The 14,930-nt window shown below is 69.5% G+C and carries 7 protein-coding genes; 6 read left to right on the top strand and 1 reads right to left on the bottom strand.

Features of this window, described 5'->3' with window-relative positions; all coding sequences use genetic code 11:
- The first annotated feature begins 93 nt into the window (after positions 1–93).
- From KDB89_RS02755 to KDB89_RS02735, 5 genes are read left to right on the top strand one after another with little or no spacing between them, the layout of a single operon-like run.
- Positions 94–2,181 carry a polysaccharide biosynthesis tyrosine autokinase gene (locus tag KDB89_RS02755; protein ID WP_219083313.1) on the top strand — a complete coding sequence of 696 codons (2,088 nt, stop codon included), beginning with the start codon at positions 94–96 and terminating at the stop codon, positions 2,179–2,181.
- Entirely contained in the window at positions 2,178–2,843 is a 666-nt protein-coding gene (locus KDB89_RS02750) for an arsenate reductase/protein-tyrosine-phosphatase family protein (protein ID WP_219083309.1), read from the top strand. The genes KDB89_RS02755 and KDB89_RS02750 overlap by 4 nt, the downstream gene beginning before the upstream one ends.
- 2 nt (positions 2,844–2,845) lie before the next feature.
- A complete protein-coding gene (gmd, locus tag KDB89_RS02745; protein WP_219083307.1) occupies positions 2,846–3,967 on the top strand; it encodes a GDP-mannose 4,6-dehydratase in 1,122 nt (373 codons plus the stop codon).
- Positions 3,967–4,932: a GDP-L-fucose synthase gene (fcl, locus tag KDB89_RS02740; protein WP_304650873.1), complete on the top strand. Its 966-nt coding sequence runs from the start codon at positions 3,967–3,969 to the stop codon at positions 4,930–4,932. The genes gmd and fcl overlap by 1 nt, the downstream gene beginning before the upstream one ends.
- Before the next feature lie 3 nt (positions 4,933–4,935).
- A complete protein-coding gene (locus tag KDB89_RS02735) occupies positions 4,936–6,282 on the top strand; it encodes a glycosyltransferase family 4 protein (RefSeq protein WP_219083306.1) in 1,347 nt (448 codons plus the stop codon).
- 711 nt (positions 6,283–6,993) lie between these two features.
- On the opposite strand, the gene KDB89_RS02730 is transcribed toward KDB89_RS02735, so the two are convergent.
- Positions 6,994–12,840 (bottom strand): LamG-like jellyroll fold domain-containing protein, encoded by a 5,847-nt coding sequence (locus KDB89_RS02730; RefSeq protein ID WP_219083304.1) that lies wholly within the window; start codon positions 12,838–12,840, stop codon positions 6,994–6,996.
- Between the two features lie 504 nt (positions 12,841–13,344).
- Between KDB89_RS02730 and KDB89_RS02725 the strand changes: the two genes are divergently transcribed.
- Positions 13,345–14,820, top strand: coding sequence for a sugar transferase (locus KDB89_RS02725; protein ID WP_255556132.1), 1,476 nt, complete (start codon positions 13,345–13,347; stop codon positions 14,818–14,820).
- Positions 14,821–14,930 lie beyond the last annotated feature (110 nt).

Genomic DNA, 14,930 nt, shown 5'->3' with positions numbered 1-14,930 from the left:
TGTGGAAATGTTCCCACCCCCGCCACCGAGGCGGTACCCTTTCGGCAGGACCACGATATCGGGGGATATCGAACCGGGGGGGAGGGTCCTGAAATGACCGTTGGCGACGCCATTCGCCTTCTGAGGGCGCACTGGCTGTTCATCGTGCTGGCGACGCTGCTCGGAGCAGCCGCCGGAATCGGGCTGGCCGCAACGCGCACGCCCGAGTTCACCGCGAGCGCCGACGTCGTCATCACCGTCACCAGCGGGCAGACCACCGGAGAGCTGGCCCAGGGCAGCACCTTCTCGCAGCAGCAGGCCCGCAACTTCGCCGCGATCGCCACCCGCGAGATCGTCCTCGCACCGGTGATCGAGGAGCTCGACCTCGACACGACCGTCGAGGGGCTCCGCAGGTCCGTCTCGGCCTCTGTCCCCCTCAACACGTCGCTCGTGACCATCGAGGCCACGGACCCGGAGCCGGCCGTGGCCGCGGCCATCGCCAACTCGACGGCAAGCCACCTGGCCGAGACCGTCGCAGGACTCAGCCCGAAGGTCGACGACGTGTCGGGCTCTCCCGTGAAGGCGCAGCTGATCGAGTCGGCCACGGTGCCGCGCTCGCCGTCATCGCCGAACATCGGGCTCTTCGCCATCTTCGGCGCGCTCGCCGGGCTGCTCGTCGGCCTCGCCTACCAGGTCATCGCCGAGCTGAGTTTCGCTCGCGTCCGCACGGCAGACGAACTCACGGACACCCTGGGCCTCACCCCGCTCGGCACCATCAGCCGCGACCGGGCAGCCGAGACGAGCCCGGTCGCAGTGGCGTCCGCGCCGCTGTCGGTGCGCTCGGAGCAGGTACGACAGATCCGCACGGCGCTGAAGTTCCTTCCCGGTTCGGACCACCGCGCGTTGGTCTTCTCGTCCGCGATCAGCGGGGAGGGAAAGTCGACCACGGCCATGAACCTGGCGGCGGCCTTCGCGGCCGAGGGCGTGTCAACCTGCCTCGTGGAGGCCGACCTCCGGCGCCCGGTGCTGGTCGATGCGCTGGACCTCACCGGAGGCGCCGGGCTCACCGACGTGATCGTCGGCGACTGCGAACTCGACGACGCGATCCAGCCGTGGGGGCCGGACAGCCTGCAGGTCTTGATCGCCGGCACCGTGCCACCCAACCCGAGCGAGCTGCTCGGCTCCGAGCGTGGGCGTGAGGTGCTCGACCAGATCCACCGCCGCTTCGACGTGGTGGTGATCGACTCTCCGCCGCTCAACGCCGTGACCGACGCCAAGGTGCTGGGGCGGCAGTTCGGCGGCATCGTCCTGGTCGTCGGCGCGCACCGGGCACGCACCGCCGACCTGCGCCGCGCCCTGACCGCCCTCGAGATCGCCGACGTTCCGCTGAAGGGTTCCATCCTCAATCTCGTCCGCGACAATCCGACCCCGAACGCCTACGCGTACTCGCACAACCTCGCCACCCACGGCGCGCCCCAGAGGGCATCGGTGTGGGACAACCAGCGCCTCCGGACGGTGGGCAAGGTGGCGCTGGCCGCCGCGGTGGCCCTGTGCGTCGCCGTGGCCGGCATGCTGCTCTCCTCGTGGACGGGCAATGCGTCCCACGCGTCCGCCTCGCAGGCGTCCTCCCCTGCCGTGTCGCTCGGCGACCCGAAGCCGGTTGCCGTGTTCGTCGGGGACTCCCTCGTGCAGGGCATCGGGGGCGACGGCACGACGTGGCCATCCCTGGTCTCTGCCGAGCTCGGCTGGGACGAGGTCAACCTCGGCCGGGCCGCAACCGGCTACGTGACCAGCGCCGATGCGTCGGCGTGCGGCCACGACACCTGCCCGACGTTCGTCGAGATGGCCGACGGCGTGATCGCCGTCGAGCCGGACGTCGTGCTGGTCTCGGGAGGGGCCTACGACGGGGACAAGGACGTGGCCGCGGCGTCGCTCAGCCTGTTCGAGAGGCTCCGCTCCGAGCTGTCCGCCGCCCGCATCGTCGTCCTGTCGCCGATGCCGGTCGGCAACACCACCCCTGACACCCTCTCGAAGACGGCCTCGGCCGTCGCGCACAGCGCGGATCAGGCGGGGGTCGACTACCTCGACGTCGGCTTCCCTCTCGCGCACCACGAAGACCTGTTCACCCGGGACGGGAAGGCCCCCAACGCCGATGGCTACGGGGTGCTTGCCGACACGATCACGGAGGCGATCACATCATGACAGCGACCACGACCTCAGCGCTGAGGACCGAGCAGCCGGCTCTCGACCCGGCGCCGATCCTCCACGTCATCCGCGGCAGCGTCGACGCGCCCCGCCTCGGAACGGTGCTCTTCGTCTGTCAGGCGAACGTCAGCCGGTCGGCCTACATGGACCTCATGCTCCGCCACCTCGCGGCGCGGGCAGGCCTCGACTCCCTGGAGATCCGGTCCGCCGGGCTGCAGGCCCCTGCCGGTCGCACCGTCCACCCCGAGGTCCGACGCCAGCTCGCCAGGGCCGGCGTGGACGTCGACGAGTTCAGCGTCAGCCAGCTCACCGTCGACGACCTGACCTCGGCTGATCTCGTGCTGACCGCCACCCGGCGACACCGGGACGAGGCGGGCAGGATCGCCCCTGCGCACCGCCGGAAGATGTTCACCCTGCTGCAGTTCCGACGCCTCCTCGCGGCCACCGACGCGCCCACCCCCACCGATGGTGGAGCGGTGAGCGGCCTCGTCAAGCTGGCCTCGGGCCAGCGGGGCCTGGTCTCCAGCCCCGGCGCGGCCGACGACATCTCCGACCCGACCGGCCGGCGCAGCAGCGCCTTCGCCACCACCTTCGCACTCGTCGAGCCCGCGCTCGTCGACCTCATCGACCGCCTCTCCACCCAGTCCACGCAGGAGTGACAATGTCCAAGCGAGCTCTCATCACCGGCATCACCGGCCAGGACGGTTCCTACCTCGCCGAGTTCCTCCTCGAGAAGGGCTACGAGGTACACGGCATCAAGCGCCGCTCCTCGCAGCTGAACACCCAGCGGATCGACCACATCTACGAGGACCCGCACCAGCGCGACCCGCACCTCTTCCTGCACTACGGGGACCTGACCGACGCCACGAGCCTCACCCGCATCGTGCAGGACGTCCAGCCTGACGAGATCTACAACCTGGGAGCCCAGTCGCACGTCGCGGTCAGCTTCGAGGCACCGGAGTACACCGCCGACGTCGACGCGCTCGGCGCGCTGCGTCTACTCGAGTCCATCCGCCTCCTCGGCCTGCAGGACACCGTGCGCTTCTACCAGGCCTCCACCAGCGAGCTGTTCGGCCTCGTGCAGGAGATCCCGCAGACCGAGCGGACCCCGTTCTACCCGCGCTCCCCGTACGCGGTGGCCAAGCTGTACGGCTACTGGATCACGGTCAACTACCGCGAGTCCTACGGCATGTACGCCTGCAACGGCATCCTGTTCAACCACGAGTCGCCCCGACGCGGCGAGACGTTCGTGACCCGCAAGATCACGCGCGGCCTCTCCCGCGTGTTCACCGGCCTCGACGACTGCCTCTACCTCGGCAACATGGACTCGCTGCGCGACTGGGGGCACGCGAAGGACTACGTGCGCCTGCAGTGGCAGATGCTGCAGCAGGACATCCCGCAGGACTACGTGATCGCCACCGGCGTCCAGCACTCCGTGCGGCAGTTCGTCGACTGGACGGCGAAGGCACTTGGGATCACGCTCTGCTTCGACGGCAAGGGCGTCGACGAGGTCGGCGTCGTCGAGCACGTGCGCGACGGTGCCGAGACGAACCTCCTGCCCGGCGACGTCATCGTGCGGGTCGACCCCCGCTACTTCCGTCCCGCCGAGGTCGAGACCCTGCTCGGTGACCCCTCGCGGGCCGCTCGGAACCTCGGTTGGGCGCCCGAGATCGGCGTGGCCGACCTCGTCGCCGAGATGGTCGAGGCGGACCTGCAGGAGTCGCTGCGCCTGGCCTTCCTCCGCAACAACGGCTTCGCGATCCCCTCCTCGGTGGAGCACTGATGACCAGACGGGTGTTCGTGGCGGGGCACCGCGGGATGGTGGGCTCCGCCATCGTCCGTGCGCTGCGCGCGCGCCGGGACGTCGAGGTGCTGACAGCCGGCCGCGGAGATGTCGACCTCGTCGAGCAGGCGGAGGTCCGCGCCTTCTTCCGCGACACGCACATCGACGAGGTATACGTGGCGGCGGCCAGGGTCGGCGGGATCCGCGCCAACGACGCGTTCCCCGCCTCGTTCATCTACGAAAACCTGATGATCGAGGCGAACCTGATCGCGGCGGCCAACGGGGCCGGCATCGACAAGCTGCTGTTCCTCGGCTCGTCGTGCATCTACCCGAAGTTCGCGCCGCAGCCGATGCCGGAGGAGTGCCTCCTGACGGGGGTGCTGGAGCCGACCAACGAGCCGTACGCCATCGCGAAGATCGCCGGCATCAAGCTGGCGGAGAGCTTCAACCGCCAGTACGGCCGCGACTACCGCTCACTCATGCCCACGAACCTCTACGGCCCGGGAGACAACTTCCACCCGGAGAACAGCCACGTCCTCCCCGCGCTGATCCGCCGCTTCGACGAGGCCGTCCGCGACGGGCGCGACGAGGTGGTGATCTGGGGCACCGGAACGCCGCGGCGGGAGTTCCTGCACGTCGACGACCTCGCCTCGGCCGCGCTGCACGTCATGAGCCTGCCGAAGGACGAGTACCGCAGCGTGGCGCCCGAGCGGCAGAGCCACCTGAACGTCGGCACGGGCACGGACCTGACCATCGCCGACCTCGCCCACACCGTCGCGGCCGTCACGGGGTTCGACGGTCGTCTCACCTTCGACGCCTCCAAGCCGGACGGCACCCCCCGCAAGCTCCTCGACGTCGCCCGCCTCGCGAGCCTCGGCTGGCGCGCCGGGATCGGCCTGCCTGAGGGGCTGCGGAGCACCTACGAGTGGTTCCTTGCGAACGCGACGACGCTGAGAGAGGCATGAGCCATGCGCATCGTCATCGTCGGCCTGAACTACGCCCCGGAACCCACCGGCATCGCTCCCTACACGAGCGCCGCCGCGCAGGCTCTCGAGGCGCGAGGGCACGACGTGACGGTGATCACCGGCTATCCCCACTACCCCCAGTGGCGCATCGCGGACGGCTATCAGGGCTCGTCGTGCCGGTCCCGGATCAAGGGCGTCGACGTCCTGCGTCTCCGGCACCCCGTGCCGAGCTCGGGGAGCCTGGCGAAGCGGCTCGGCATGGAACTGGTCTTCGGGCTGAGGGCCACCTTCGCCCGGTGGGGGCGCCCTGACGTCGTGGTCGTCGTCAGCCCCGCGCTGGTCAGCTCGTCCATGGCGGTGGCCCGAGCTCGGCTGACCGGCGTCCCCGTCGTGTCGTGGGTCCAGGACATCTACACGCTGAGCGCCAGCCAGACCCGCAAGGGCTCCCCGCTGGCCGGACTGGTGAAGGTCGTGGAGTCCGCGACGCTGCGCGCCTCCAGCAGGGTGCTGGCGATCCACGACCGCTTCGCGAACTACCTGTCGAACGGCCTGCGCGTGCGCCACGAGCGCATCGACGTCGTGCGGAACTGGACGCATCTCGCCGCCTCCCCTGGACGGAGTGCGGAGACCCGCAGGCGGCACGGCTGGGCCGACGACGAGACCATCGTGCTGCACGCCGGCAACATGGGTTCCAAGCAGGCCCTCGAGCACGTCGTGCAGGCTTCCCAGCTCGCCGCCAAGGCCGGCGCCCGCATCCGCTTCGTCCTGCTCGGCGACGGCAACCGGCGCAGGGCGCTCGAGGCGATGGGCAGCAATGCGTGCCTGCAGTACATCGACCCGCTGCCCGACGACGAGTTCGCATCCACGCTCGCCAGCGCGGACATCCTGCTGGTCAACGAGCTCCCCGGCATGACGGAGATGTCGGTGCCGAGCAAGCTGACGTCCTACTTCAACACCGGCCTGCCCGTGCTCGCCGCCGTCGACTGGAGCAGCGTCACGGCCGACGAGGTCGACGCCGCAGGGGCGGGGCTCCGGGTCTCCCCCGGCGACGCGCGCGATCTGTACGACGGGGCGCGTCAACTGGCCGGAGCACCCGGACTGCGCGCCGAGCTGGGTGCCGCCGGCCTGCGGCACCGGCAGCAGGTCCTCGGCGAGGAGGCGGCCTTCGCCGGCATCGAGGCGTCCCTGCTGCGGGCCACCGGGCACGCAGCCGTGCTGCCCGAGGAGGAGGATGCGTCGCACGACGATCCCGTCGCGGCGCCTGAGCCCATCCGCCATGTCACGCCGAAGGCCCTGGCCCGCGAGGCGCTGGCCCGGCAGGACGCGACCGACCTGCCCCTGACCGCCTGACAGACCCCCTGCCGGTCACAACGACGTGACCGGCAGGCACCTGCCGCCCGGTTCCTTGGAGCCTGCGTCCCCGGTTCCCGGAGCCTGTCGAAGGGCCCTGCGTCACCGGGTCCCTGAGCTGCCCTGCATCCCCGGTTCCCTGAGCTGCCCTGCATCCCCGGTTCCCTGAGCTGCCCTGCATCCCCGGTTCCCTGAGCTTGTCGAAGGGCCCTGAGCGAAGCGAAGGGACTCCCTCTCGCTGCGCTCGAGGCACCTCGACAAGCTCGGCGAACCGACTTCCTGAGCCTGGCGTCACCGGGCCCCTGAGCGAAGGGACGCCACTCGACCGATCTCCAATCCCCGCCACTCCTCTCGCTGCGCTCGAGGCACCTCGACAAGCTCGGCGAACCGTTTCCCTGAGCACTTCGGCAGGCTCAGCACAAGCCGGCCGAAGGGCCCTGCATCCCCGGTTCCCTGAGCCTGTCGAAGGGCCCTGAGCGAAGCGAAGGGATGTCACTCGACCGATCTCATCCACAGACTCCTCTCGCTGCGCTCGAGGCACCTCGACAGGCTTGTGCTGAGCTTGTCGAAGTGCTCGGCGAACCGGGTCCCCTGAGCACTTGGGCAGGCTCAGCACAAGCCTGTCGAAGGGACCCGACGTGGAGACGCACCAGGGGGCGCCTCCCGAAGGAGGCGCCCCCTGGCATCGGGCCGTTCACCGGCCGCCGGATGTCAGTCTGCCGTGTAGTCGAGCAGAAGCGACGGGCGGTAGTTGAGCGACGAGTTGTACTCCTTCGTGAAGATCCGGAGGTTGTCGGTCGACGTCGTGCTGATCCGCAGGGTGACCGTCGAGCCGGGCGTGAACGCCGCCGGGTCGCAGGTCACCGTGTAGAGCGTGTTCGTCGACGTGGCCCCCGTGATCTCGCAGGCCTTGGTCCCGACGGTGGTCGGGCGGTTGTTCCAGTTCAGCGCGCCCTCGGTCCAGGAACCGGTGACCACATTGACGTCGTGGGTGCCGGTCGAACCGGCGGCCGCGTCCACCGAGGTCCGCAGCCGGAGCTGGACTCCGGTGAGCGAGAGCCCGGATGCCGGCACGGCCGGGACGTCGAACTGGAGGTAGGTCTGCTGGACGCTGGACGCGTTGGAGGAGAAGGCCTGGTTATTGCTGCCGTAGTTGGTCGTCGCGGCGGTGGAGACCACGGCGGCGTCGGCGGCGGACCCCACCTGCAGCGAGACCGGATCCGGCGTCGTGCTGGGCTCCTCGACCTCGGCGGTGGCCGCCGAGCTCGCGTCACTCAGGTTGCCGGCCGCATCCTTGGCCCTGACCTTGTAGTAGTAGGTCCCGGCCGCCAGGTCCTCGTCGGAGTAGCTCCGAGAGGTGACAGTGCCGATCCGCGAGGAGGAGTCGGCCGTGAAGTCCGAGGCCGAGCCCCGGTAGACCTCGTAGCCGATCACGCCGACGTTGTCCGTCGACGCCCCCCAGGTCAGGGCGACGGTGTCGTCGGTCACGGTCGCCGAGACACCCGAGAGTGCGCTGGGCGCCGTGGTGTCCGCGACCGTGCCGCCGTCGAACGTCAGGCTGAGCGCCGGGCGGTAGGACGCCGTGCCGTACTCCGAGGAGAACAGCCGCAGGTTGTCCGTGCCCTCGCCGGAGATCCGGATCGTGACGCTCTCTCCGAGGTGCTGAGCCAGCAGGTCGGCGTTCAGCGTCACGGTGAAGGCCGTGTTGGTGCTGGACACCGGGGCGATCGAGCCGACGTTGCCCAGCGACGAGGTCGGCCTGTTGTTCCAGGTGACCCCACCCTCGGTCCACGACCCGGAGACCAGGTCGATCGAGTGGATGTCGGCGGAGGCTGCGGCCGTGTCCGCGGACGTCCTCAGCCTCAGCGTCGCCGAGGCGAGGCTGGTGCCGGACGGAGCCGAGGGCAGGTCGAGCCTGATGAACGTCTGCTGGGCCGAGGAGCCACGGGAGAACAGCTGCGTGTTGGAGCCGTAGTTCGTGGTCGCCGCGGTCTGCACGACGCCGGCATCGTCCGTGATCGCCACGTCGAGCGTCACCGGATCGACCGGGGCGGCAGCGACGGTTGCGCTCGCGGCCTCCGAGGGATCGGAGACGTTGCCCGCGGCGTCCGCCGCCGTCACCTTGTAGTAGTACGTGCCGACGTCGAGGTTGTTGTCGGTGTACGTCGTGCCGGTGAGGTCCGCCACCTTGGTCGACGAGCCGGGCGTGAACCCGTCCGTCGTGCCGCGGTAGAGCGTGTAGCCGACCACGCCGGTGTCATCGGTGGAGGTGCCGGTCCAGGTGAGGCTGACGTCGTCGCCCGAGACGGTCGCCGCGACGGTGGGAGCCGTCGGTGCGGTGGTGTCGGGTGCCGCCACGGTGGCGGTGGCCGCCTCGCTGGCCGCACTGACGTTGCCCGCCTCGTCGAACGCGACCACCTTGTAGTGGTAGGTCCCGGGGTCGAGGTCGTCGTCGGTCAGTGTGCGCGAGGTGGTCTCGTCGATCAGGTTGCCCGTGTCGGGCGTGAAGTCCGCCGTGGTGCCGCGGTAGACGCGGTATCCGGTGACTGCCGTGTTGTCCGTGGACTCGGTCCAGGACAGCTCGATGCTGTCCCCGTCGACCTCGGCGCTGAGCGTCGGGGTGCTCGGGGCGAGCGTGTCGGCGACGGTCGCGTCGGCGACACCGCTGGCCGTCGACGTGTTGTCGGCCGCGTCCACCGCGACCACCTTGTAGTGCCACGAGCCGGCCGGGGCCGCGTCCGTGTACGAGGTCGTCGTGGACTCGCCGACCAGGGTGGCCGCCGAGGGCGTGAACGAGGCATCGGCGGACCGGTGGATCTGGTAGCCGGTGACCGCGACGTTGTCCGTCGACGCGGTCCAGCTGAGCTGGACGCTGCCGGAGACGACGGTTGCGCTCAGGTCGGCCGGGGCGGTGGGTGCCGCCGTGTCCGGCACGTCGGCCTCCGCCGCCGCGCTGGGCTCCGACGCGTTGCCCGCCGCGTCGAGGGCGACCAGGCGGTAGTACCAGGTCCCCTGCTCCGGGTTGGGCACGACGTGGGTGTACGACGTCTGCGACGCGTCGGTGACGGTGACCGTCGTCACGAGCGACGAGTCGCCCGGGGTGAAGTCGGCCGTCGTGCCGCGGTACAGGGCGTAGCTCGTGGTGGCGACGTTGTCGGTCACCGCGTCCCAGGCCAGCGTGATGTCCGGCGTGGTGTCACCCGGGGCCGGCGTGTTGGTCACGACCGAGACGGTCGCGCTCAGTGACGGGGCATCGGGTGCCGTGGTGTCGGGCACCTCCACGCTGGCGGCGGCAGATGCCGTGCTGACGTTGCCGGCCGCGTCGACCGCGGCCACCTTGTAGTACCAGGTGCCCGCCGTGGCGGTGGGATCCGCGTAGGACAGTGCCGTGGCGGTGCCGATCTGCGAGGAGGCGTCCGCGGTGAAGTCGGACGTCGTCCCACGGTAGATGCGGTAGCCGGTGACGGCGAGGTTGTCGCTCGAGGCCGTCCAGGTCAGCTGGGCAGCGCCGGAGTCGTAGCTGCCGCTGAGGCCGCCCGGGGTGGTCGGAGCCTGGCCGTCCGGGTTGACGGTGCCGTACTGCGACTGGATGGTGGACGCCTGGAGCGCCTTCGAGTAGACGGCGAACTCATCGATCGCGCCGTTGAAGTAGAAGTTGCTCGGCTGGTCGGGCCACCCGCTGATGTTGCCGCCGCCGATGCGCCAGTACCCGGCCCCGGTCTCGGCCGTGCTGACCGAGCGCGAGCCGACGAGAGCGCCGTCGACGTACATCTTCATGCCCGACGAGTCCTGGGTGACCGTGAGCTGGTGCCACGTCGCGTCGTTGTAGGAGGCCGTGCTGAAGACGGTGTCGGTGGCGCCGTTGTAGACGCCGAAGACCAACCGGCCTGCGTCGGTCATGTAGACCATCTTGTCGTAGGCCGATCCGTTGCCTGTCGTCGTGTTCTCGAAGCCGACGAGCTTGCCACGGCCGTTGCTCGGGGCGTTGAACCACATCTGCAGCGTGAACGGGTTCGACGGGCTCTGGCTGACGGTCGTGGAGACGGTCGCGGACGAGGTGCCGTTGAACTGGGCGCCGGTGTTCGGGGCGCCGTTGACGCTCCCGAGCGCCCCGGCGACGGGGTGCGTCACGCCGGTGTTGTACTGGCCCGTCGCCTGGCCGAAGTAGCTGGAGTCCTTGGCGGCCGACGTGGTGTCGTCCAACCTCCAGTAGATGTCGGGGTCAGCGGCGTAGACCGAGGCCCCGTAGGCGTCGGCGGGCGAGGCGTTGACGTCGGGCGTCTTGCCACCCGCAGTTGCGTGGGCCGCGATCTGCGTCTTCGACAGGACCGTGTCGTAGACGGCGGTCTCGTCGATCTGGCCGGCGAAGAAGTTGCTCGCCGGCTGGTCGGGCCATCCGGAGAGGTTGTCGCCGCCGACGTGCCAGACACCCCAGTACGCCTGGGCGGCGGTGTTGGTGTTCTTGGCGACGCGGTTCCCGTCGACCCACAGGCTCATGCCGTCGGCGCCCTGGGTGGCGACGATGTGGTGCCACGCGCCGTCGTTGTAGGAGGTGGACGTGGTCAGCGCGGTGGCGCTGCCCGTCCAGACTCCGAAGCGGAGCTGGCCGTTGTTCAGCATGTAGATCTGCCGGTCATAGTTGCCCGACAGCGACGTGGCGTTGTTTCCGGTGTTGGGACGCCCGTTGCCGAAGCCGATGATCTTGCCGCCCCTGGTGGTGGTGGTCTTGATCCACGTCTCGAGCGTGTACGTCGAGGTGCCTTCGCTGAGCTGATCGTTCCAGATGTAGTCGTCGACGCCGTCGAAGGTGAACGAGCCCGAGGTGTCGGCGGTGGTGATGCCCTCCGAGTTCGGGGTCAGGCCCATCATGCCCAGGCCGTTCCTGGCCGACGTGTTCGTCGTGTTCGCGGCGGAGTCGATGACCCAGCTGCCCGCGTTGGCGGTGGTCGAGGTGCCGGTGTAGGCGGAGGTCCAGTACAGGGACGGGCTGTCCGCCTTGATCGTCCTCTGGTAGCTGTCCGTTGCGGCGATCGCGCGGGTGCCGACCGAGCCGGACGTGCGCGTGGTGGTCCCGTCGGAGACCTCGACCCGGTACGTGTAGAGGGTCCCGGCCGTGACGCTAGAGTCGACGAACGTCACCTGCGGACGCTTCCACCAGTAGGAGATGGCGGTGCCTTCCCAGATGGGCGTGGTGGACCCGTTGCGGTAGACGCGGTAGGTCAGGTGCGAGTCGTCGTTGTCGGTCGAGGTGCGGAAGGTCACCTGGATGGTGCCGTTGTCCATGGCCTTGCCGACGAAGGTGGGCGTCGACGGGGCGGACGATGCGTCCGTGAAGCGGGTCAGGCCCTGCTGGGCGCTGCCGTTGACGCTGGTGAACTCGCCGCCGACCCAGAGGTAGCGGGTGGACCCCGAGACCGCGATGTCGAGCGCGCGCGGGCCGATGCCCTCGCCGGTGCCGTCGTTCAGGTCGGGCTTCCAGCCGTAGTGCTCCATCGTCTGCGAGTTCTGCGCCGCCAGGTAGACGCGGCGGCCGTCCTGGTTGAAGTTGATGCCCGAGCAGTCGTGCTGGTGGTTGACGGAGTAGATCGTGCCGTTGTCCTCGATCAGATCCTGCGTGGCGCCGAGGCACGTGTCGCGCCAGACCTGCTCGCCGTCGGACCAGCGGAAGGCGGCACGGCCGTCGAAGACGCCGCCGCCGATGCCCTCGTTGGCGATGTAGAACATGCCGTCGCCCGCGCCGTTGGTGATGGCGTGCGTCGCCGAGGTGCCCTGTGGCGCGTTGGCGTCTGGGCTGGTCGCGTTGGGGTCGCCGGGGATGAAGCCCCGAGGATAGGTCCTGAGCAGCGTGCCGTTCGGCTCGCTGGAGTCGGCGGAGCTCAGCATCGCGATGGAGTGCGAGAACTCGCCGTTGATGTAGTAGAAGTAGCCGCCGAGGACGACCTTCTGACCGTCGGGTGAGACCTGCACGGCCCGGCCGCGCTTGTTGACGCCGGCCCCGGAGTAGCTCACTCCGTTGGCGGTCCAGGGCAGCAGCGCGCCCGTCGTGGCGTTCACGGCCGCGTAGTACTGGCGCGTCTCATCGCGCACGGTCGAGAAGCCGCCGGCCAGGTACAGCGTGTTGTTGTAGACGTCCAGGCCGAAGACCTCGGCAGACACGACGCCCGCGTTGAACGCGGTCTTGACGGAGCAGGAGGCCACGTCGAGCGCGGCCACGCGGGTCCTGGACACCCCGTTGACCGAGGTGAACGCGCCGGCGATGTAGACCGTCGACTGATCGGGTGTCACCTCGATCGCGCGGATGGTGCTCGTCAGGCCCGACACGGTGAACTGGCACGACGTCGGGGCGCCGGTCGCGGCGTCAAGGACAGCGAGGCCGGCCCTGGACTGCGCGGTGCCCGAGCCGCCCGACGGCGGGCGGAGCTGCGTGAAGGAGCCGCCGGCGAAGACCTTGCCCTGTGCCGAGCCGAGGGCGTAGACGACGCCGTTGGTCTGCCAGGTTGGCTGGTCGACGGACCCGAAGGACACGCCGGGGCTGAGCGCTTCCGCGCTGTTGTTCATTGCGAGTACTGCAGTGGTTGTCAGTGCGAACGCGGCGATCGTTGCCGTGATTCGACGTGCGAGAGTGCGCACGATGGTATCCCCTCATTCAGTCCGCCCAAAGGCGGCTCTCCCCCCAGAGGACAACGGGCCGCTGTGGGGCAGTGGACCCGCTGTCGAGACGAAACGTAGCACGGGTTGCGCAGGATTGACCCGCACGTCAGGAAAAACCGATCCTGTGAGAATGGCGCGCCCCGCAAACGCGCCTGGCGTGCTCCGATGCGCCACGGATTCGGCGAATCCGTTGCCGCCCTCACAGCGCGGTGCTAGCCTTCACGCATGAGCCGGGGGGCGGCTCATCGGCGCGACACATGGTGTCGTCGCTCGGTCGTCCCGTCTGGGACCAGCTGGCCGGCTCGTCGAGGAGCAGGGCCGAAAGTCGTTTCCATCTCTCCTTGTGGTCCTCCTCGGGGTCCGGCGGCAACACGCGCCGGTCCCGTGAGTGCACAGGTCACAACTGGGGGGATGATGACCACACTTGCCGGATATTTCGACACCTTGACCCGACGGCGGCTGGACGCTGCACCCGGGTTCTGGAACAGGGCATTGGCGCCCCGTCACCAGCGCGGAGCGCTGCTGGTGCTCGACCTCGTCGGGCTCATGCTCGCGGGGCTGCTCGCCTCGCTGGGCAGGGAGACGATTCCGGGACTCACCGACGGCTGGGACAGGGAGCTGTTCCTCGCGGTCGGTTCCGTGCTGATCGTGTGGTTCATCGCCCTGGCCGCGACGGGCTCGTACTCGCTGCGCCATCTGCGCGCCGGGGCGACGGAGTACCGCAGCGTCATCACAGCCACGTTCTACGCGGCCGGGCTCTCCGGCATCGCCTTCTACCTGCTGCACTACGAGTACCCACGCGGCATGTACGCCCTGTGGTTCGGCATCGGACTTGTCAGCCTGCTGACGTCACGGCTGCTGCGCCGCCGCCTCATGCAGCGCCTCCACACGATGGGTCTGATGCAGACTCCCGTCGTCGTGGCCGGCGCGGACCACCACGTCGATTCGATCGCCGCCGTCCTGGCCCGCGAGACCTGGCTCGGTTACCGGGTGGTCGGCGCCGTGACCCGCGAGCCGCTGCTCGAGACCTCCACCGGCCTGCCGGTGCTGGGCACCACCGCGGAGACGCTCGACGTCATCGAGGCCAACAACGTCGGCTGCGTGATCTTCGCCGAGGGGTCGTTCGCCAGCACGGATGAGTTCCGCCGGATGGCCTGGAAGCTGGAGCGCCACGACATCTCGATGATCGTCGTGCCCGCCCTCTCCGACATCAGCTCGCAGCGCGTCGACGTCCGCCCGGTAGCGGGGCTGCCGCTCGTCGACGTCGCTCCCCCGCAGGCCGCCAACGCCCTCCGCTGGGCGAAACGGACTACGGACATCGTCGGCTCGCTCATCGTGCTGTTGTGCGTCTCGCCGATCATGCTCGGCACCGCGCTGGCCATCAAGCTCCAGGACCGCGGACCGGTCCTCTTCAGACAGCGCCGCGTCGGCCGCAAGGGCGCCGAGTTCGATATGTACAAGTTCCGGAGCATGTGCGTCGACGCCGAGGCGAAGCTGGCCGCGCTGGAGGCCTCGAATGAGGGCGCCGGAGTGTTGTTCAAGATGGCCGACGATCCCCGCGTGACGAAGGTCGGGAAGTTCATCCGCCGCTACTCGATCGACGAGCTCCCGCAGCTGATCAACGTCCTCCGCGGCGATATGAGCCTCGTGGGCCCGCGGCCGGCGCTGCCCCGCGAGGTGGCGCAGTACGACACCGACGCCATGCGCCGACTCGACGTCCGACCGGGCCTGACGGGCCTGTGGCAGGTGTCGGGGCGGTCGAACCTGTCGTGGGCGGACACCGTCCGGTTGGACCTGTACTACGTCGACAACTGGTCGATGACGCAGGACCTGCTGATCCTCACCAAGACGGCCAAGGCCGTGATCGGCCGGGACGGCGCGTACTGACGCACGTCGACAGACGCCACCCTTAATCGCAGACGCCACCCTTGTCAGCAGAAGCCACCGCCATGGCGGTGGCAAGTGCCGAGAAGGGTGGCGTCCGTCGGTAAGGGTGG

The sequence above is a fragment of the Tessaracoccus palaemonis genome (assembly GCF_019316905.1).
GTDB classification, from domain to species: domain Bacteria; phylum Actinomycetota; class Actinomycetes; order Propionibacteriales; family Propionibacteriaceae; genus Arachnia; species Arachnia palaemonis.
This window is presented reverse-complemented; position numbering and strand designations above follow the sequence as displayed.